General features: G+C 63.8%; 25 protein-coding genes. 22 read left to right on the forward strand and 3 right to left on the reverse strand.

Annotated features, from left to right (window positions below):
* Window positions 1-59 precede the first annotated feature (59 nt).
* From N434_RS10165 to N434_RS10205, 9 genes are all read left to right on the forward strand, one after another.
* On the forward strand, window positions 60-698 hold the full coding sequence (locus N434_RS10165; RefSeq protein ID WP_110757514.1) for a hypothetical protein: 639 nt from the start codon (window positions 60-62) through the stop codon (window positions 696-698).
* A gap of 57 nt (window positions 699-755) precedes the next feature.
* Window positions 756-1,064 carry a Dabb family protein gene (locus tag N434_RS10170; protein ID WP_046798947.1) on the forward strand — a complete coding sequence of 103 codons (309 nt, stop codon included), beginning with the start codon at window positions 756-758 and terminating at the stop codon, window positions 1,062-1,064.
* A 258-nt stretch (window positions 1,065-1,322) separates the two neighbouring features.
* A complete protein-coding gene (locus N434_RS10175; protein WP_110757634.1) occupies window positions 1,323-2,489 on the forward strand; it encodes a phage portal protein in 1,167 nt (388 codons plus the stop codon).
* Between the two features lie 195 nt (window positions 2,490-2,684).
* A complete protein-coding gene (locus N434_RS10180) occupies window positions 2,685-3,005 on the forward strand; it encodes a DUF6107 family protein (protein ID WP_046798657.1) in 321 nt (106 codons plus the stop codon).
* A gap of 46 nt (window positions 3,006-3,051) precedes the next feature.
* Window positions 3,052-3,624, forward strand: coding sequence for an HK97 family phage prohead protease (locus N434_RS10185; protein ID WP_110757635.1), 573 nt, complete (start codon window positions 3,052-3,054; stop codon window positions 3,622-3,624).
* 36 nt (window positions 3,625-3,660) lie between these two features.
* Window positions 3,661-4,929, forward strand: coding sequence for a phage major capsid protein (locus tag N434_RS10190; protein WP_110757516.1), 1,269 nt, complete (start codon window positions 3,661-3,663; stop codon window positions 4,927-4,929).
* Window positions 4,930-5,125: 196 nt separating this feature from the next.
* On the forward strand, window positions 5,126-5,695 hold the full coding sequence (locus tag N434_RS10195; protein ID WP_110757518.1) for a head-tail connector protein: 570 nt from the start codon (window positions 5,126-5,128) through the stop codon (window positions 5,693-5,695).
* Between the two features lie 3 nt (window positions 5,696-5,698).
* Entirely contained in the window at window positions 5,699-6,034 is a 336-nt protein-coding gene (locus N434_RS10200; protein ID WP_110757521.1) for a phage head closure protein, read from the forward strand.
* Window positions 6,031-6,426, forward strand: coding sequence for a DUF3168 domain-containing protein (locus N434_RS10205; RefSeq protein WP_110757522.1), 396 nt, complete (start codon window positions 6,031-6,033; stop codon window positions 6,424-6,426). The genes N434_RS10200 and N434_RS10205 overlap by 4 nt, the downstream gene beginning before the upstream one ends.
* A 7-nt stretch (window positions 6,427-6,433) precedes the next feature.
* Here N434_RS10205 and N434_RS10210 read toward each other — a convergent pair whose 3' ends face one another.
* The gene (locus tag N434_RS10210) at window positions 6,434-7,633 is read right to left on the reverse strand and encodes an MFS transporter (protein ID WP_181423932.1); all 1,200 of its coding nucleotides are present in this window, start codon (window positions 7,631-7,633) and stop codon (window positions 6,434-6,436) included.
* Between the two features lie 92 nt (window positions 7,634-7,725).
* Here N434_RS10210 and N434_RS10215 point away from each other — a divergent pair, with 92 nt between their 5' ends.
* From N434_RS10215 to N434_RS10225, 3 genes are read left to right on the forward strand one after another with little or no spacing between them, the layout of a single operon-like run.
* Entirely contained in the window at window positions 7,726-8,133 is a 408-nt protein-coding gene (locus N434_RS10215; protein WP_110757637.1) for a phage major tail protein, TP901-1 family, read from the forward strand.
* Window positions 8,133-8,492 carry a gene transfer agent family protein gene (locus tag N434_RS10220; RefSeq protein ID WP_110757524.1) on the forward strand — a complete coding sequence of 120 codons (360 nt, stop codon included), beginning with the start codon at window positions 8,133-8,135 and terminating at the stop codon, window positions 8,490-8,492. Before N434_RS10215 ends, N434_RS10220 begins: the two co-directional genes overlap by 1 nt.
* Window positions 8,489-8,701: a rcc01693 family protein gene (locus N434_RS10225; protein ID WP_046798666.1), complete on the forward strand. Its 213-nt coding sequence runs from the start codon at window positions 8,489-8,491 to the stop codon at window positions 8,699-8,701. The genes N434_RS10220 and N434_RS10225 overlap by 4 nt, the downstream gene beginning before the upstream one ends.
* 5 nt (window positions 8,702-8,706) lie before the next feature.
* On the opposite strand, the gene N434_RS10230 is transcribed toward N434_RS10225, so the two are convergent.
* The gene (locus N434_RS10230) at window positions 8,707-9,027 is read right to left on the reverse strand and encodes a DUF2442 domain-containing protein (RefSeq protein ID WP_286172193.1); all 321 of its coding nucleotides are present in this window, start codon (window positions 9,025-9,027) and stop codon (window positions 8,707-8,709) included.
* Window positions 8,909-9,340 carry a DUF4160 domain-containing protein gene (locus N434_RS26095; RefSeq protein ID WP_353618462.1) on the reverse strand — a complete coding sequence of 144 codons (432 nt, stop codon included), beginning with the start codon at window positions 9,338-9,340 and terminating at the stop codon, window positions 8,909-8,911. Before N434_RS26095 ends, N434_RS10230 begins: the two co-directional genes overlap by 119 nt.
* A 103-nt stretch (window positions 9,341-9,443) precedes the next feature.
* On the opposite strand from N434_RS26095, the gene N434_RS10240 reads away from it, so the two are divergent.
* The 10 genes from N434_RS10240 to N434_RS10285 all read left to right on the forward strand — a co-directional run bounded on the left by N434_RS10240 (window position 9,444) and on the right by N434_RS10285 (window position 19,158).
* Window positions 9,444-10,025: a phage tail tape measure protein gene (locus tag N434_RS10240; RefSeq protein ID WP_110757527.1), complete on the forward strand. Its 582-nt coding sequence runs from the start codon at window positions 9,444-9,446 to the stop codon at window positions 10,023-10,025.
* A gap of 45 nt (window positions 10,026-10,070) precedes the next feature.
* A complete protein-coding gene (locus tag N434_RS10245; RefSeq protein WP_110757529.1) occupies window positions 10,071-10,709 on the forward strand; it encodes a TIGR02217 family protein in 639 nt (212 codons plus the stop codon).
* Window positions 10,706-11,590: a phage/gene transfer agent baseplate hub protein gene (locus tag N434_RS10250; protein ID WP_110757530.1), complete on the forward strand. Its 885-nt coding sequence runs from the start codon at window positions 10,706-10,708 to the stop codon at window positions 11,588-11,590. Before N434_RS10245 ends, N434_RS10250 begins: the two co-directional genes overlap by 4 nt.
* Entirely contained in the window at window positions 11,587-12,021 is a 435-nt protein-coding gene (locus tag N434_RS10255; protein ID WP_110757532.1) for a C40 family peptidase, read from the forward strand. The genes N434_RS10250 and N434_RS10255 overlap by 4 nt, the downstream gene beginning before the upstream one ends.
* 15 nt (window positions 12,022-12,036) lie before the next feature.
* A complete protein-coding gene (locus tag N434_RS10260; protein WP_110757533.1) occupies window positions 12,037-15,837 on the forward strand; it encodes a baseplate multidomain protein megatron in 3,801 nt (1,266 codons plus the stop codon).
* A 34-nt stretch (window positions 15,838-15,871) separates the two neighbouring features.
* Window positions 15,872-16,078, forward strand: a complete 207-nt coding sequence (locus N434_RS10265; RefSeq protein WP_110757535.1) for a hypothetical protein — start codon at window positions 15,872-15,874, stop codon at window positions 16,076-16,078.
* 138 nt (window positions 16,079-16,216) lie between these two features.
* A complete protein-coding gene (locus N434_RS10270) occupies window positions 16,217-16,471 on the forward strand; it encodes a hypothetical protein (RefSeq protein ID WP_035218215.1) in 255 nt (84 codons plus the stop codon).
* 91 nt (window positions 16,472-16,562) lie between these two features.
* A complete protein-coding gene (locus N434_RS10275) occupies window positions 16,563-17,234 on the forward strand; it encodes a response regulator transcription factor (RefSeq protein ID WP_003509815.1) in 672 nt (223 codons plus the stop codon).
* On the forward strand, window positions 17,224-18,624 hold the full coding sequence (locus tag N434_RS10280; RefSeq protein ID WP_110757537.1) for an ATP-binding protein: 1,401 nt from the start codon (window positions 17,224-17,226) through the stop codon (window positions 18,622-18,624). The genes N434_RS10275 and N434_RS10280 overlap by 11 nt, the downstream gene beginning before the upstream one ends.
* Window positions 18,625-18,729: 105 nt before the next feature.
* Window positions 18,730-19,158: an RT0821/Lpp0805 family surface protein gene (locus tag N434_RS10285; protein WP_065116166.1), complete on the forward strand. Its 429-nt coding sequence runs from the start codon at window positions 18,730-18,732 to the stop codon at window positions 19,156-19,158.
* Window positions 19,159-19,252: the final 94 nt, after the last annotated feature.

The following is a 19,252-nucleotide window of genomic DNA, read 5'->3' on the forward strand; positions in this document are numbered from 1 at the left end:
GACGGCCATCATGTGGAAAAACCGGGTGTCATATCGCCCATCGTTTTCAGGAGCCGGCTATGGCCTATGACGAGGCGCGATTCTTCGCGTCGGTGCGGGTTTCGATCTTTGGCGGCCGCCTGCGTGCCGCGCAACTTGCGGGGACGAAGACGATACTTGCCGGATGGGCAAAGGCCGGGCCACAGGGCGATCCGCGCTGGCTGGCCTATATGCTGGCAACCAGCTTTCACGAAACGGCTGCCACCATGCAGCCGGTGCGCGAGACTCTGGCGGCAAGCGATGCGGAGGCGATTGCGCGGCTGGACCGTGCCTTTGCGGCCGGCCGCCTGCCGATGGTTCGCAAGCCTTACTGGCAACGGGACACGGACGGAAAAAGCTGGCTGGGGCGGGGCTTCGTGCAGCTGACACATCGCCGCAACTACGAGGCCATGTCGGTGCTGACAGGCATCGACCTTGTGGAGCGGCCCGAGCGGGCCATGGAAACGGAGGTGGCAACAGCCATCCTGATCCACGGCATGATCGCCGGCAGCTTCACCGGCCGCCGGCTTGCCGACTTCTTCGGCGCGCAGCGGGAGGACTGGGAGGGTGCCCGCGCCATCATCAATGGCAGCGACCGGGCGCGGCTTGTGGCTGGCCACGCACGCGCATTTCATCGCGCCCTTGTCGCGGCGCGGATTGAACCGGGGCGGGCCAGATGATAACCCGTTACGCGCGCCCAGAAGGCCGCCTTCGAATTTTGCATGACAGGTGACACCGTGATCCGCCATATCGTTTTTTTCACTGTTCCCGAGGAAAACCGCGACGCCGTGCGCAAGGGGCTTTCCGGCCTCACCGCGATCCCGCATGCGCTGACGCTGGAAATCGGCGAGAACGTGAAGAAGGACCAATGGGGCAACTCGGTCGATTTCATCGTCTACGGCGAGTTCGAAAACGAGGCGGCGCTGGCAGCCTACAAGGCCGACCCCGCCTATGATCTCTCGACCCGCACGGTCAAGCCGCTGCGCGAAACCCGCGTCGCCGCTGATTTCAACAGCGACACGGCGGTGAAGGCACCCATCCGGTAATATCCGCCTTCGCCTTCGCCTGCGAAAGCGGGAGGCACATTCGCAATGTGTCTGCTGGCAAGGTACGCAAACCTTTCCTCCGTCATGCCGGACTTGATCCGGCATCCAGCCGCCGCGCGTCTGCGCGGCGAGAAGGGCTTTTTCGGCCCAAGGACTTGGGCTGGCCGGACCCCGGATCTCGTCCGGGGTGACGGCGTGTGGGCGTGCACGGGGTCCAAACACGCCATCAAAACACGCCATCAAAACAAGGACAACTCCATGCGATTTCCGTTTTCCCTGCCGTGGCTGCGCCCGGCGGATGGCAAAGCCGTGCCCGAAAGCAAAATGACGGCGGGCGGCTTCATGGCGGTGGCGAGGCAGGGCGGGCAGGCCTTCTGGTCCGGCCGGTCCTATGCCGCACTTGCCCGCGAAGGCTTCATGAAAAACCCGGTCGCCCACCGTGCCGCCCGCATGGTGGCGGAAGCGGCCGCATCGGTGAACTGGCTGCTTTATGATGGCGACGAGGAAATCGGCGATCATCCGCTGCTGGCGCTCCTGACGAAGCCGGGCGCGCATATGGGCGGGCCGGATTTTTTCGAGGCGCTTTATGGTCACCTGATGCTGGCCGGAAATGCCTATGTCGAACCTCTGATGATCGGCGGGCGTTTAAGGGAACTGCATCTGCTGCGGCCGGATCGGGTAAGCATTGTCGAGGGGGCGGATGGCTGGCCGGTGGCTTATGACTACCGCGCCGAAGGGCGCGCGTCGCGCCGCATCGCCGCCGAGCGCGATGGGCTGGGGCTGCTGCACCTGAAACTTTTCCATCCGCTGGATGACCGGGCGGGTTTTGCGCCGCTGGCTTCCGCAGGTGCTGCGCTTGATCTACACAACGCCGCGAGCCAGTGGAACAAGCGCCTGCTGGACAATTCCGCCCGGCCTTCGGGCGCGCTGGTCTATCAGCCGAAGGAGGGCGGCAATCTTTCCACCGAGCAATATGAACGGCTGAAGCGCGAGCTGGAGGAGGGCTATCAGGGCGCGATGAACGCCGGCCGCCCGCTGCTTCTGGAAGGCGGGCTGGACTGGAAGGCCATGGGCCTTTCGCCGCGCGACATGGATTTTCTGGAAGCCCGCAACGGTGCCGCCCGCGATATCGCGCTGGCGCTCGGCGTGCCGCCGATGCTGATCGGCATTCCCGGCGACAATACCTATGCCAATTACCAGGAGGCGAACCGTGCCTTTTATCGCCTCACCGTGCTGCCGCTCGTCAACCGCACGGCGGCAAGATTGTGCGGCTGGCTCGCACCGGTCTTCGGCGCGGGGCTGCGTCTGGAGCCGGATCTCGACAAGATCGCCGGGCTCGCCGGCGAGCGGGATGCGCTGTGGAGCCGCATCGGCGCGGCGTCGTTTCTGAGCGACGAGGAAAAACGCGAAGCCGTTGGTTACTGAGCCGGCAAACCGCGCTTTCGCAGCCGTCTGTTTCTGCTGAACCATTTTCTGAAGTGGCGGATTCTCTTTGTGAGGCTTTCCGCCCAAGCTTCTCCGAAGACTCGTGAAATTACCCACCGCAGGCGCGCAAACAACACCTGCGGGCGACGCGGTGCGTTCGCCCGATTGCAACATCCTAAACCGGAATGATTACCCATGTCTGAATTCGCCAATGAGGCCGGCATCTGGGCCGCCCGCATCACCGGCGCCGTCGCGGGTGCCGGCGTGTCGCTTGTCTATCTGCTGCCGAAAAGCAAACGGGAAGCGGCGAGCCGTTTCATCACCGGGGTGTCCTGCGGCATGATCTTCGGCGGGCCGATCGGCCTGTGGATCGTGCAGCAGCTCGATATTGCCGGCGCGCTTTCCGGCCGGGAAATCATGGTGGCGGGCTCCGCCGCCGCAAGCATGATGGCCTGGTGGGGGCTGGGCGTGATGGTGCGGGTGGCCAGCCACTATGGCACACGCCCGCGCAGCTGAGCCCGCGCCGCAAGGCGGCTTCATTTTCACATCGCAGGAGTTTCCCATGCACGCCTATCGCGGGCCGCGTCCCGCCACGCGCAAATTCGCCAGTCTGGAACTGCGCGGCATCGCCGGCGACGGCACGTTTTCCGGTTATGCCAGCGTCTTCGGCGAGGTCGACCTCGGCCGTGACGTGATCGAGCGCGGCGCTTTCCGCCGCTCCATCGAGGAGCGGGGAGCGGCCGGTATCCGCATGCTCTACCAGCACGATCCGGCCGAGCCGATCGGCGCCTGGCGCACCATCCGCGAGGATGAGCGCGGGCTTTATGTCGAGGGCGTTCTGGCACCGGGTGTTGTCCGCTCGTGTGAGGTGCATTCGTTGATGAAGACCGGCGCGCTGGACGGGCTGTCGATCGGTTTCCGCACCGTTCGCTCGGGCAAGGCCGAGCGTTCCGGCGTGCGACGCATTGTGGAAGCCGATCTCTGGGAAATCTCGGTCGTTACCTTTCCGATGCTGCCTTCGGCGCGGATGTCCGACGTCAAACATGCCCGCTTTTTCCGTGACCGCGAGACCGAACTGGCGCGCAGCATGCGCCGCGCCGCCCGCTCGCTGTTCGACACCACCTTCAAACGCTGACTTCCCGACACGTATTTCTGAAACAAGGATGGCGACATGACAGACCAGATGACAAAACCGGCGGCAATGACCGTTGCGCCGCAGGTAAAGGCCGTGCCCGACACGATGACGGCGGCCTTCGACGAGTTCATGGAGGCCTTCGAGGCTTTTCGCGAAACCAACGACCAGCGGCTCAATGACATCGAACGCAAGATGGGTGCGGATATCGTGACCCGCGACAAGCTCGATCGTATCGACAGGGCGCTCGACGATAACAGAAAGATCATGGACGATCTGGCGCTCAGGAAGGCGCGGCCTGCGCTTGGCCGGAGGGACGCGCCCTCGCACGATGCCGAAGAGCATAAGGCCGCCTTCGAGGCCTATATCCGCCGGGGTGAGGAGGGCGCGCTGCGTGATCTGGAGGCCAAGGCCTTTGCCGGATCGAGCGGCGCGGATGGCGGCTTTCTGGTGCCGACCGAGACGGATGGCGAGATTGGCCGGCGCATGACGGCGATTTCGCCGATCCGGGCGCTCGCCACTGTGCGGCAGGTGTCCACGGCCGTGCTGAAGAAACCCTTCGCCGCCGGCGGACTGGCCACCGGCTGGGTCTCCGAAACTGCGGCCCGTCCCGAAACGGCGACACCGAAGCTGTCTGAGCTTTCTTTCCCGACCATGGAACTCTACGCCATGCCCGCCGCGACCCAGGGCCTGCTGGACGACGCGGCTGTTGATGTCGAGGCATGGATCGCCTCGGAAGTGGATATCGCCTTTGCCGAACAGGAGGCTGCCGCTTTCATTGCCGGTGATGGCGTCAACAAACCGAAGGGTTTTCTCGCCTATACGCCCGTTGCCAATGACAGCTGGAGCTGGGGCAATATCGGTTATGTCGCGACCGGCGTTTCGGCCGGCTTCGCTTCCGCCGGGCCGATGGATGTGCTGCTCGATGCCATCTATGGTCTGAAGGCCGGCCACCGCCAGAACGGCGCGTTCCTGATGAACCGCAAGACGCAGGCGGCGCTGCGCCGTTTCAAGGACACGACCGGCGCTTACCTCTGGCACCCGCCCGCCGCCGCCGGCCAGCCCGCCTCGCTGATGGGCTTTCCGGTGACGGAGGCGGAAGACATGCCGAATGTCGCGGCCAACAGTTTCGCCATCGCCTTTGGCGATTTCCGCTCCGGTTATCTCGTCGTCGACCGCACCGGTGTCCGCATCCTGCGCGATCCCTATTCGGCCAAACCCTATGTGCTGTTCTACACCACCAAGCGCGTGGGTGGCGGCGTACAGAATTTCGAGGCGATCAAGCTGGTGAAATTCGGGGTGAATTGACCAGAGATTTAGCGGCGCATTTCTTCTCCCCGCCGGGGAGAAGATGCCCGAAGGGGCAGATGAGGGGGCAACGTTGCCGGATACCATTACCCTTGCCCCCTCATCCCGCTGCCGCGGACTTCTCCCCCACGGGGAGAAGAAACTTGTTGCACCCGCTCGCTCATCCAGCCCGTAATTGCGTCATCCCGGAGACCCCATGACCTACGCCCTCATAAATCCGCCGCAGGCGGAGCCGCTGACCCTTGCCGAGGTCAAGGCGCATCTGCGTCTCGACGGCAGCGACGAGGACGCGCTTCTTGCCGCGCTGATCCGCACCGCCCGCGAGCATCTGGAGCGCGTGAGCGGCCTTTGCCTGCTGCACCAGACCTGGCGGCTTTATCTCGACCAATGGCCGCAGACGGGTGTGATTCCGATTGCCAAGACACCGGTGCAAACCATCGAAACGATTCTGGTTTTTGGCATCGACGGGCGCGAGACCAATATCACCGCCGCTGATAAGTTACTGGACGGCGCAGCGCGTCCGGCGCGGCTGTGGCTGCGCAATCCGCCGGCCCCCGGACGGGTGATGAACGGTATCGAAATCGACTTCATCGCCGGTTATGGCGAGGCCGGGACCGATGTGCCGGATACGCTGAAACGCGCCATGCTGATGCATGTGGCGCAGATGTTTGCCTTTCGCGGCGCCGTTGCCCTGGAAAATCAGCCCGCAGTGGTTCCGGCCGGTTACGAGCGGCTGGTGGCGCCCTTCTGCCGCATGGGGCTTTAAGCCATGAATCTCGTTTTTCTCGACCCCGGCAGGCTGACGGCGCGGCTGGAGCTGGAAATGCGGACGGAGATGCCGGACGAGCAGGGCGGTGCGCTGGAACGCTGGGATGTCCTGCGCTCGCTCTGGGCGGCGATCGAGCCGGTTTCGGAGGCGTCCCATGAGCGTGCTTCGGCCGAGGGCGTGACGATCACCCATCGCGTCTGGCTCACCTGGCGCAGCGATATCGCGGCCGGCATGCGCTTTCGCAAGGGCCGGCGCATTTTGTGCATCCGCACGGTGATGGATCCGGACGAGACCCGCCGCTTCATCGTCTGCCGCTGCGAGGAGGAAAGCCTGTGAGCGCTGCAAACGCACTTCTGAAGGCGGTTTTTGCGCGGCTGACGGGCGATGCGGTGCTGATGGCTCTGACATCAGGCGGCATCGTCGACCGGCTTCTGCCGCGCGCGCTTATGCCCTGCATCGTCATTGGCGAAATTGACAGCCGGGATTATTCGACCGCGACGGAAAAAGCCGAGGAACATGTCCTGTCGCTGGAAATCTGGAGCGATGCCGCCGGCCGCAAACAGGCCGGCGAAATCACAGAGCGGGTGAAAACCCTGCTCGATGATGCCGCCCTGCCGCTTGCCAATGTCTCGCTGGTCAACTTGCAACTGCGCTCCTGCCGCTCCCGGCGCGAAGCAAAGTCGCGGAACTTCATCGCGGACATGCGTTTCCGCGCGGTAACGGAATGAGCCTCTTTCAGGAAGCCTGCCTGCGCATGGTCTTCCAAAGTACGAGCAGCAGCACAAATGAAATGCCGATCAGCACGGAAGCGATGGTCAGCATGGACGAGACCCCGCTGCGATCCAGCGCCAGCGTGAAGATAACAGGCGCAAAGGCGATGGCGAGGTTCTGCGGAAGGGAAATACGCGCGGCCTGAAGGCCATATTCTTCCGGCGAAAACACCGCCAGCGGCAACACCGCCCGGCTGACGGTGAGCACGCCCGCGCCAAAACCGAAGAATACAATAAAGCCGATGAAAGCCGGCATGGCAGGCGCAAAGGCCAGCAACAGCAGCAGCGACACGAGCAGCAGACAGAAACCGATCATGGCGGTGACGAACGGGTTGCCGTGTTTGCCAAGCAGGAAATCCAGCCCGCGCGCGGTGATCGCAAGTACGCTGCGGGCGGATGCCAGCTGCACGGCCAGCGATTGTGTCGCCCCCGCCTGAACCAGCAGCAAGGGCAGCAGCGGCGACAGGCCGAAGGTCGTAAACGCGCTGATCGTCGTCATTGCGGCCAGAAGCATGAAGGCGCGGCGTGTATCGACGGGCGGGGGCGAAGCCCCGGCCACCTCCCGCGACCCCGTGGCCTTGCGGGCCGGCCGCCCGGGAAGCACGAAGACGTAGAGGGGCAGAAGCACGAAGAGCTGCAGACCGGCATAGGCGACAAGCGTGCCGCGCCAGCCGAGATGCTGGTCGGCAAGCGCGGTCACCGGCAGGAAAACCGCGGCCGAAAGCCCGGTAAACAGCATCAGCAGCGTCAGCAACCGGCCGCTTTCCGCCCCGACGCGCTCCACGACGGCGGCATGGGCGGCCGTCGTCAGGCCACAGGTGGCGGCAAAACCGATCACGGCCCAGCCGAGCAGATAACTTGCCACGCCGCCCGCAAAGGCGAGCACGGCAAAACCGGCGGCAAACAGCAATGAACCCGCCACAAGCACGGGTGCCGCGCCGTGGCGCACCAGCGTTCTTCCCAGAAGCGGACCGCAGAGCGCGCTGATCGTCATCATGACGGTGAGGCCGGCGAAAACCACCTCGTTGGCGATGGCCAGTTCCTGCCCGATCCGTGGGCCGAGCACGGCCAGCATGTCGAACCCGCTGCCCCAGCTGATGATCTGCCCAACCGCAAGCACGCCGATAAGGCGCGCGCGGGACGGGAAGGGAGCGGCTTCGGACATGATGAAAATCAGGGGTGCGGAATGCGGAGAAACAATTGGTAGCAGGCCCATTGCGGCCCGGCAACATCAATCGAAACGGTAAGGAGAACAACATGGTGGCGCAGAAGGGCAAGGACCTGCTGCTGAAGATCGACAGCGCCGGTTCCTATGTGACCGTGGCGGGGCTGCGAACAAAGCGGTTGGCCTTCAACGCGCAGGCCGTGGACATAACCGATGGCGAAAGTGCGGGGCGCTGGCGCGAGCTTCTGGCCGGCGCCGGCGTACAGCGGGCGTCGCTGACGGCATCCGGCATCTTCAAGGATCAGGCGAGCGACGCATTGGTGCGCGGCGCGTTTTTTGCCGGAAGCATTCCGGGCTGGCAACTCCTCATCCCCGATTTCGGTGCCGTGACCGGGCCGTTCCAGATCGTCGCGCTCGAATATTCCGGTCGCCACGATGGCGAGGTGCAATTCGAGATCGCGCTGGAATCGGCCGGTCTCCTTAATTTCGGAGCGCTGTGATGCCGCAGGGTTTGCGTTATGGGCGGGCGAACCGCCATCGCGGCGAGATCGAGGCGCTGATCGACGGTGAAAGGCGCATTCTCTGCCTGACGCTCGGGGCTCTCGCCGAACTCGAAACCGCCTTTCAGGCCGATGATCTCACCGCGCTCGCCGAGCGTTTTGCCAGCGGCCGCATGAAGGCCGCCGATATGATCCGGGTCATCGGTGCCGGCCTGCGCGGCGCGGGCAATGTGTTTTCCGACGAAGACGTGGCTGCGGCAACCGTGGAGGGCGGCATCGCCGGCCATGCCGCGATCATCGCCGATCTTCTGACCGCCACCTTCGGCGGCCCGAAAGGAGAAACACAGCCGGACCCTTGAGTGCCGCAGCAGGCGAGGCGAGGCCCCGCCCTTTCCCCTGGGAGGCGGTCATCCATGCCGGCTTCTGCCTGCTGCGGCTTTCTTCCGAAACCTTCTGGCGGCTGACGCCAAGGGAGTTCTTCGCGATGACGGGCGGCGCACGCGCCATCTCCCGCAGCCCCGATCGTCAGGCGATGGAGGCGATGATGCGGCTGTTTCCTGATGGGTGACGGTATCAGGGTATTTTTCGCGGACGGCCACCCTTTGCGCCATTGGCACGGCTGGCCGCTGCCTTTGCCGGCGAGCGGGATTGGCCGCCCTTGCGCTGGGCTTCCATGAATATACGGCTGCCGAAAATGCCGTTCATCAGTCCACTGATTGTGTAATCGACATCGAGACTTTCCCAATGCAGGCCGGTCTCGCCGAGAAGCTCGACTTCAGCCAGCTGTTGCGCGGTAGCGTCTTGCAAACCTTCCAGTGCCCGGGCCGGAAACATGAAGCAGGCGCCATTGGTAAAATCGACGATGACGCGGGCCGATGCCGCTTCGAAACGCACGGAGACCGGAATAGGGCGTTCCACACGTTCCTGCTGCCAGCGCTCCCTGGCGGCGGCAAGTTCGGTATCGCTGACACCAACCATGATATCGTCTCCAGGTTTGCATAAACAGCGTCCGGTTCTCCTCGATCACTGTAACGGCGCGCCGCACATCCCGGTCCGACATGCCGCCCTGCGTGAGAACGGTGAGACTGACGAGGTCGATGCGGGCTTCACCCTCTCCGTAGACATGCGCATGCGGCGGCTCGTGATCGGCCGTGTAGATGACAAAACGCATGCCATGCTGTCGCAGAACCGTGACCATGAAAACCATAACCCAACAAGCCGGGTTTTTAAAGAGCGTTGGCTGAATAGCTGCTTTTTGAAAGCTGTTTCAGCAGCATGCATTCCCCAGTTGAATCAGAAAGGCAAGCGCAATGGCAGGCGAAGGATCGATTGCGGAGAACCGCGAGGAGGCGGAAGCGCTTGCGGATGTGATGGGCGATCTCGAAAAGCGCTCCGAGCGGTTCGGGGCGGCGTTGACCAGCGCCCTGCAGGCCGCAACGACGGGTGGCAAGGGGCTGGACGATGTGCTGCGCGGCCTCGGCGAACGCCTGTCGGGCATGGCGCTTTCGGCCGGTTTGAAGCCGTTGGAGAATATGATCGGCAATGCCGTCGGCGGACTTTTGAACGGTGGCGGTTCCTTGTTTGCCTTTGCCGATGGCGGGGTGCCGGGGCGCAGCATCACGCCTTTTGCTGATGGCGGCGTGGTTTCCAGCCCCACTTTTTTTCCGATGGGCGGTGGGCTGGGCCTGATGGGCGAGGCGGGAGCGGAAGCGATCCTGCCGCTAAAGCGTGGCTCGGATGGTGCTCTGGGTGTGGCCGCACCGGCAGGCGGTGGTGGTGCGCGGATCGTCTTCAACGTGACGGCGACCGATGCGGCGAGTTTTAGAAAAAGTGAAGGCCAGATCGCCGCCATGCTGGCCCGCAGCGTCGGGCGCGGCCAGCGCGGTTTGTGACGCATCGACCTTTCAACACAGCAAAAAGATTCGTGGAACAACGACATGGCGGCATTTCATGAAGTGCGGTTTCCGCTGCGGCTGGCGCTCGGTGTGAGCGGCGGGCCGGTGCGGCGGACCGATATCGTTAATCTCTCCAATGGGCGCGAGAGCCGCAACCAGCGCTGGAAGAATGCGAGGCGCGCTTATGATGCCGGGTCCGGCATCCGCTCGGTGGCCGATCTTTACGAGGTGCTCGGCTTTTTCGAGGCGCGGCGCGGTGAGCTTTATGGTTTCCGCTTTCGTGACCCCGTCGATTGCAAATCCTGCCCGCCGGGCGGGACACCTGCCGCCACGGATCAGAGGATCGGCACCGGCGATGGCGCAACCGCACAGTTTCAGCTGGTGAAGACCTATGCCGATGCCGGCGGTGCCTTCATCAGGCGGGTGGAAAAGCCGGTCGAGGGCTCTATCCTCGTTTCCGTCGAGGGGGTGAAGGTCCCGCCTTCGGATGTGTCGGTGGATCATCTAACCGGCACGGTGACGTTTCGTGCTGGCAAGGTGCCACCTGCCGGTGCGGCGATCCGCGCGGGTTTCGAATTCGACGTGCCGGTGCGCTTTGCGATCGATCGCATCGACGTCAACCTCACCGCCTTCGAGGCCGGCCGCATTCCCTCCATTCCCTTGACGGAAATCCTGCCATGAAGACCGTTCCTCCGGCCCTTGCCACGCATCTGCAGGGCGATGCCACCACCACCTGCCATTGCTGGAAGGTGACGCTGAAGGATGGCGCCGTGATCGGCTTTACCGACCACGATGAGACGTTGTCCTTTGCCGGCACGGCCTATCTGGCCGCCAGCGGTTTCGGGGCGAGCGACAGCGACAGCGAAACCGGGCTGGGTGCGAGTGCGGGCGAGGTGGCCGGCGGTTTTTCCAGCGAGGCGATCGCGGAGGATGATCTTGCCGCCGGGCGTTTCGATGGCGCGAGAGTAGAGCTTTTCCTCGTCAACTGGCAGGCGCCGGATGAGCAGATGCTGCTTTCCATGCGCGAGATCGGCGAGGTGACGCGGGCGGGCGGGGCGTTTCGCGCCGAGTTGCGCAGCCTTGCCCATCGCCTCGGCCAGCCGCAGGGCCGGATCTATGGACGGCGTTGCGATGCCGCACTGGGTGACCGGCGCTGTGGCGTCGATCTTTCGCGGTTCACCGGCAATGGCAGCGTGGTGGCGGTGGATGCGGTGGGTAACCTGCTGGTCTCGGGGCTTGATGCTTTCGCCGATGGTTTCTTCAGCCGGGGGAAGTTGCTGTTTCTAAGCGGTGTGCTCGCCGGCAAGGGTTTTGATCTCGACGGTCATGCGCGACGCGACGGCGGCACGCTTCTGTCCTTCTGGCTCGCGCCGGAACGCATGCTATCGCCGGGAGACGGTTTTTCCATAACCGCCGGCTGCGATAAGAGTTTCGCCACGTGCAAGGCGAAATTCGCCAATCACCTGAATTTCAGGGGCTTCCCGCACCTGCCGGGGGCGGATTTCGCCTATTCCTATGCCAGCGGCGGCCAGACCCATGATGGCAAGGCACTATTTCCATGAACAATACTGGAGAAAAAGTACTGGCGCTGGCGCAGGGCTGGCTGGGCACGCCTTATCGGCACCAGGCCTCTTTGCGGGGTGTGGGCTGCGATTGCCTCGGCCTGGTCAGGGGCATCTGGCGTGAATTGTACGGCGCCGAGCCGGAATTGTTGCCGCCCTATGCGCCTGATTGGGCCGAACGCGGCGGTGAAGACCGGATGATGGCGGCGGCGAAGCGCCATTTTCTGGCGGTGCCTGATAGGGATGAAGTGAGGCCGGGCGACCTCTTGCTGTTTCGCTGGCGGGCCGATGCGACTGCCAAACATCTCGGCATCCTCGCCGGGCCTCAGCATTTCATCCACGCCTATGAACAGGCCGCAGTGGTGTGTTCCGCGCTGGTGCCGGGCTGGAAGCGGCGCATTGCCGGTGTTTTCCGGTTCCCCGATCCCTGAATTTTCGAGGCAAGCATGGCGACCATAGTTTTTCAGGCGGCGGGTGCGGCGCTCGGTGGCATTTTCGGCCCCGTGGGGGCCATCATTGGCCAGGCGGCCGGTGCGCTGGCGGGCAATACCGTCGACCGTGCCCTGCTTACCAGCGGCCGCACCGTATCGGGCGCACGGCTTTCGACGGCGCGTATTCCGGGGGCGGATGAGGGAGCGGCCATCAACCGGCTTTACGGCACGGCAAGGATCGGCGGCACGCTGATCTGGGCGACGCGGTTTGAGGAAAGCGTCGAGGTGGAGCGGCGGGGTGGCAAGGGCAATCGCGGCCCGAAGGTGGAGACTTTTCGTTATTTCGCCAATCTCGCCATTGGCCTCTGCGAAGGCGAGGCGGCCATGGTGCGGCGCATCTGGGCGGACGGCCGTGAAGTTGATCTCACCGGCATCGAGATGCGGTTTTATCCCGGCAGCGAAACGCAACTGCCCGATCCGCTGATTGAGGCGAAACAGGGCAGCGGCAATGCGCCTGCCTTTCGCGGGCTGGCCTATGTGGTCTTTGAGCGTCTGCCGCTCGACGACTATGGCAATCGTATTCCGCTGATGCAGTTCGAAGTCGTGCGGCCGGTCGGCCGGCTGGAAAAATCGATCCGTGCCATCACCGTTATTCCGGGTGCAACCGAGCATGGTTACGCCACGGCCCCTGTTTCGGAACGCACCGGCATGGGACAAAGCCGGGTGATGAACCGCAACGGCCTGACCGCAGCGACCGACTGGCAGGCGTCCATCGACGAATTGCAGGCGCTGTGCCCCAACCTGCAAAGCGTGGCGCTGGTGGTGAGCTGGTTCGGCACGGATATGCGGGCGGGCGAGTGTCGCATTTTGCCCGGCGTTGAAGTGGCGGCCCGCGATGGCGAAACGGCGCGATGGTCGGTTGCCGGCCTTTCGCGTGGTGAGGCGCATCCGGTCAGCCATCATGGTGGCGGCCCGGCCTATGGCGGCACGCCTGATGATGAAAGCGTGCTGCAGGCGATAGCTGACCTTAAGTCTCGTGGATTGAAGGTCTGCCTTTATCCCTTCGTGATGATGGATGTGCCCGCCGGCAATGGTCTGCCGGATCCCTATGGCAAGGGTGAACAGGATGCTTATGGCTGGCGCGGGCGTATCACCTGTTTTCCCGCACCCGAAAGGCCCGGCTCTCCCGACCGTAGCGCTGCGGCGCGCCGGGAGGTCGAGCGGTTTTGCCACCGCGATGAGGGTTATCGCCGCATGGTGCTGCATTATGCGGCGCTTGTGGCGAAAGCAGGTGGGGTGGATGCTTTCCTGATCGGCTCGGAGCTGCGCGGGCTGACGCGCCTGCGCGATGAGAACGATGCCTTCCCCTTTGTGGAGGAATTGGTGCGGCTGGCGGGTGATGTGCGCGCCATCATGGGACCGGCGGTGAAGCTGACCTATGCGGCGGACTGGAGCGAATATTTCGGCCATCAGCCGGCGGATGGTTCGGGCGATGTCTTTTTCCATCTCGATCCGCTCTGGGCGAGCCGCGACATCGACGCCATCGGTATCGACAATTACATGCCGCTGTCCGACTGGCGCGACGAGGATGCCGCAAACGGCAATCCGGATGGAATGACCGGCGCGGATGATGCCAGCGCCTTCCGCCGCGCCATCACGGCGGGTGAGGGTTTCGACTGGTATTATGCCAGCGATGCGGACCGTGCCGCGCGGCGACGCACGCCCATTACCGACGGGCTGAAGGGCAAGCCGTGGGTCTTCCGCTACAAGGACATCGGGAACTGGTGGGCAAACTTCCATTACGACCGGGTGCGGGGCGTGGAGAAATCGACACCCACCGCATGGGCGCCGGGCTCGAAACCGATCTGGTTCACCGAACTCGGCTGCCCGGCGGTGGACAAGAGCGCCGCGCGCCCGAATGTCTTTCCTGATCCGAAATCGACGGAAAACGCCTTTCCCTATTTCTCCCGTCGGAACCGGGCAGACAGCCAGCAACGGCGGTTTCTGGAAGCGCATCTCGACCATTGGGATCAGGGCGATACGGCGATGGTGGATAAAAACCGGGTCTATCTCTGGACCTGGGATGCGCGGCCCTATCCCGCCTTTCCGCAGAATGGCGCGGTGTGGAGCGATGGCGCCAACTGGCGCACCGGCCATTGGCTGAACGGCCGGCTGGGCACGGCGACACTTGCCGATACGATCGCCGCGATCCTGACCGATCACGGCTTTCCCGCTTTCGACGTCTCCGCCGTCAGCGGCGACATGACCGGTTATGTGCAGGGTGATGTGACCTCGGCCCGCGCCCTGCTGGAGCCGCTGATGGCGGCGTTTCAGCTGGATGTGGCGGAGGACGGCGGTACCCTGCGTTTCCGCTCCCGTAACACGGCGGTTTTGCCGGTCCGGGATATTTCCGTGCTTGCCGATCTCGATGACGAGCCGCTCTGGTCGGAAAATCGTGGCCATGACAGCGATTTTGCGGCTGAAGTCATGCTGACCTCGTTTAACCCGGCGCTCGACTACGAACAGGCGGGCGCGCGTTCCCGCCGTATCGACAATGCCGGCAGCCGGGTGATGCGGCTCGACCTCAACGCCGCCTTGCCGGTGGAAATGGCGCAAGTCGCTGTCGAGGCGGTGCTGCGAGACAACCGTCAGGCGCGGCGCACTGTGCGTTTTGCCCTGCCGCCCGCCGATATAACCCTCGAACCCGGTGATTGCATCCGCCTGTCGGAGGACGCATTTCCGCAGGCTCCGACAGGCCGGTTTCTGGTCAGCCGGATCGAGGATGGCGCGGTGCGGCAGGTGGAGGCACGCGCCTTTTCCGCTGCCGTTTCGGCTTTTGCCGGCGTGGTGGATGAGCGGCGCGTTGGCAATGCAAGCGGTGCCGAGGGTTTTGCGCCGGAAGTGCTGTTTCTCGACCTGCCGCATCATGATGGCGTCGCGCCGGAGCATTCGGCGCGCATCGCAGCCTTCGCAAGGCCATGGCGGCCGATCCTCGTTTCCGCATCCTCCGGCACGGAAGGTTACCGGCAACGCGCCGTGCTCGACCAGCCGGCCATGATCGGCGCGCTGGCGATGCCGCTTTTACCCGGCCCTTCGGGCCGTTTCGACCGGAAGAATGCCGTCCTGATCGACCTGCCTTTCGGCGGACTCGCCTCGGCAAACGAGTTGTCGGTGCTGAACGGCGAGAACCGCATCGCCATCAAGGCCACAAACGGTGTCTGGGAGATCGTCGCTTTCGCAAAGGCCGAGGAAATTGCACCCTCGCGCTGGCGGCTCTCCAGCCTCCTGCGCGGACTTGCGGGCACGGAAGATGCGTTGGCTTCCGGCGCGCCCGCAGGCGCACCGGCGGTGATGCTGGATGCGGCGGTGCAGCCGCTCGGCCTTGCCGCTGGCGAGCGGGGACGGCGGCTGAACTGGATCGTCGAGGCCGCGGGAAAGGCGGGCGCTTCGGCCGGGCCTTTCGCCTTCGAGGGCGGATTGCGGGCGCAGACGCCGCTTTCCCCGGTGCATCTTTCCGCCGAGCGGAAAACGGATGGCGTGCTGATCCAATGGAAACGCCGGGGCCGGATGGAGGCCGATGGCTGGGATGCGAGCGACATCCCGCTGGACGAGTCTTTCGAGCGATACCGGGTCGACGTGCTGGATGGCGCAGCCATAAAGCGGGTGGCGGAGGTGTCGGAACCCTTCTGGCTTTACCCTCTGGCCGCCGAACTCACAGATTTCCCGGTACTGCGGGATCACATTTCCGTGCGTGTCCGCCAGCTCGGCCGCGCGGTGCCTTGGGGAGTGGCGGCGCAAGTCCTTCTCCCGCTCTGACAACTGTCTGAAAAACAACGCAAAGGACGACATGATGGACAACACGAAGGCATGGTATCAATCGCGCACGATCTGGGGCGCGCTGATTGCGGTTTTTGCCCCGCTTTTCAGCATCGCCGGCCTTGATCTGCCCGCCGGCCTGCATGGCGAGCTGGCGGAAGGTCTCGTCACCGTGGCGGGCGGAATTGGCGGTCTGATCGCACTTTATGGCCGCCTTTCGGCAACCCGCGCCATCCGCTGACGACAGGCGCAGCAGCAAAGCCCCCGCCTCGTCTCATGGCGGCGGGGGCAGCATTCATTTGCCATTCAGACGCTTTGCGCTACATATTCGGTCACAATAAGGTTCGAGACGCACCCGGTTTTTGTGGAAGTTTGTAGAATGGCATCACCTCTCATCATCGCGACGCTTGCAGCCGGGCTTTCCGGTTTCACGGCGCCCGAGGCTGATCAGCAGGGCCACTACATACTGGCGGCGAGCGACTGCGGCGCAGCCGTCGCCCGCGTCGTGCGCGAAACCGGTGGCCAGCTTCTTTCGGTCTATCCTTCCGGCGACGGTCAGTCCTGTGTCGTCACCGTTCTCGTCCAGGGCAATGGCGAGCGCCCGCGCAAGGTAACGATGCGCGTGCCGATGTAGCTTGCCCGCATCGCCGAAATATCGGAAAACAATCCGAGACACTTAGCATGACCGGAACGCAGGCGGGCCGGGACACAGGAAAGGGCGGACAATGCGTATTCTCGTTGTTGAGGATGATGCCAATCTCAATCGTCAGCTGACCGACGCGCTGAAAGAGGCCGGTTATGTTGTCGATCAGGCATTTGACGGCGAGGAAGGGCATTATCTCGGCGATACCGAACCCTATGACGCCATCGTCCTCGATATCGGCCTGCCGCAGCTGGATGGCATCACCGTCGTTGAAAAATGGCGTGCGGCCGGCAAGGCCATGCCGGTCCTCATCCTCACCGCCCGTGACCGCTGGAGCGACAAGGTGGCGGGTATCGATGCCGGCGCCGATGATTACGTGACCAAGCCTTTCCATGTGGAAGAAGTGCTTGCCCGCGTGCGCGCGCTCATCCGCCGCGCCGCCGGCCACGCTTCCTCCGAACTGGTTTGCGGTCCGGTCCGGCTCGACACCAAATCCTCCAAGGCGACCGTCAACGGCACGACGCTGAAGCTCACCTCGCACGAGTTCCGCCTTTTGTCCTACCTCATGCATCACATGGGTGAGGTCGTCTCGCGCACGGAACTGGTCGAACATATGTACGATCAGGATTTCGACCGCGATTCCAACACGATCGAGGTGTTTGTCGGCCGGTTGCGCAAGAAGCTCGGGGTTGATCTGATCGAGACGATCCGTGGTCTCGGTTACCGGATGCAAGCGCCGGCAGATGCGAAGTAATTCTCTCACCGCCCGCGTTCTGCTGCTCGCGTCCGCCTGGTCGGCGCTGGCGCTGGTGGTGATCGCCGTCGTCATTTCGACGCTTTACCGGCAGGGCGTGGAGCGCAGCTTCACCGATCTTCTGCGGGCGCAGCTCTACAACGTCATCAATTCCGTGACGATTTCCAACGAAAATACGCTGGCCGGCAGCCCGCAGCTCGGCGATCTCCGGTTTTCGCAGCCCGATACCGGCTGGTACTGGGTGGTGGAGCCGCTCGGCAATTTCCAGACCGCGCCGCTGGTGTCTTCTTCGCTCGGCGTTTCTTCCCTGCCGGTGCCCGGCATTCTCGATGTACCCTTCGACAACCGCTATGAGCGCTTTTACGCCGTCACCGACGAGGCCGGCAACAAGGTGCGGGTGGCGGAAACGGAAGTCGTGCTGGACGGTGAGGGCCGGGCGGCGCGTTTCCGTGTTTCCGGCAATCTGAATGTCGTCGAAGACGATGTCCGTGATTTTTCCAACAGCCTCTATCTGGCGCTGGCCGTCTTTGGCGTCGGCAGTCTGGTCGTCAACGGCCTTGCCATTCTCTACAGTCTGCGGCCGCTCGATCAGGCCCGCGTCGCGCTCGGCAAGATAAGAGGCGGCGAGGCGGAAAGCCTCGAAGGTGAATTCCCGCGTGAAATCCAGCCACTGGCGAATGAAGTCAATGCGCTGATCGACAGCAATCGCCGGCTGGTGGAGCGCGCCCGCATGCAGGTCGGCAATCTCGCGCATTCGCTGAAGACGCCGATTGCCGTGCTTTTGAACGAGGCCCGCACGCTGGAGCCGCAGCATGGCGATCTGGTGCGCGCGCAGGCCGACGCCATGCAGGCGCAGGTGCAATCCTATCTCTCCCGCGCCCGCATCGCCGCCCAGCGCGGCTCGATCCTTGCCCGCGTGGAAGCCGAACCGGCGCTGGAACGGCTGGTGCGTGTGATGCGCCGCCTGAACCCCGAAAAGCAGTTCGTGCTGAATTTCGAGCAACCGGGCGCGGTGCTCGGCATGGAGCAGCAGGATCTGGAGGAAGTCGTCGGCAACCTTCTGGAAAATGCCGCGCGTTTTGCGCAGACGAGAGTGGTCGTCACGCTTGCCATCGGCACGCACCCTTCTTCCGATGCTGAAATCGCCCGTCGTTCATGGGTGGAGCTGACGGTGGAGGATGACGGGCCGGGGCTGGAGCCGGAACAGATCAGCGAAGCGATGAAGCGGGGCCGGCGGCTGGACGAGAGCCGCCCGGGCACGGGACTGGGATTGTCGATCGTTTCTGAAGTGGTGTCAGAGTACCATGGTCGCTTTTCGCTGTCGCGCAGCGCCATCGGCGGGCTGAAAGCTGATCTGATTTTGCCGGGCCTTTCAAAAGAGCTTGCGTGAGGCAAGAAAAAAGGCAAGAAATTCAATGGCACCATATTGGGTGCAATGCGGTAGGAAAGAGGGCAGGGTTTGGTTGACGTGTATGATGGCTGTCGCTCCGTGACGATGCGTTCGCTGGTGTCACGCCCGGCACTTCTCTCGATCCTGTGCGTTTCGATGCTGAGCGCCTGCACCACCACGGGCACCCGCCCGGCGGGCGGTGGCCTGTTCGGCCGCTCGGCGCAGCCTTCGACACCGTTCCTTGCCAATCTTGAGGGCGGCATTGTCGGGCGAAGCGGCGTGCAGCTCGACAGGGGCGATCAGACCAAGGCGCTGGAGGCGGAATACAAGGCACTGGAAACGGCGCCTGTCGGAACCCCAGTCGTGTGGACCGGCGATGACGCCAAGGGGCAGGTGGTCGCCAACGCGCCCTATCAGGTCGGAAACCAGAACTGCCGGCAATATTCGCACAGCCTCACCGTGGATGGACGTGAAACCAAGGTGCGCGGTGCGGCCTGCCGCAATGCCGATGGCAGCTGGTCGCCTTTGACCTGACGAGTTTGACGTAAATCAAGGCCACCGACCTCCGGCGATGACAAGAAGAGGCACGGCGGAACGGCCGAAACAGGGCTTGCGGTGCGGCGTGATG

It is taken from the genome of Rhizobium sp. UGM030330-04, assembly GCF_003208455.1.
In the GTDB taxonomy this organism is placed as follows: Bacteria; Pseudomonadota; Alphaproteobacteria; order Rhizobiales; family Rhizobiaceae; genus Agrobacterium; species Agrobacterium rhizogenes_A.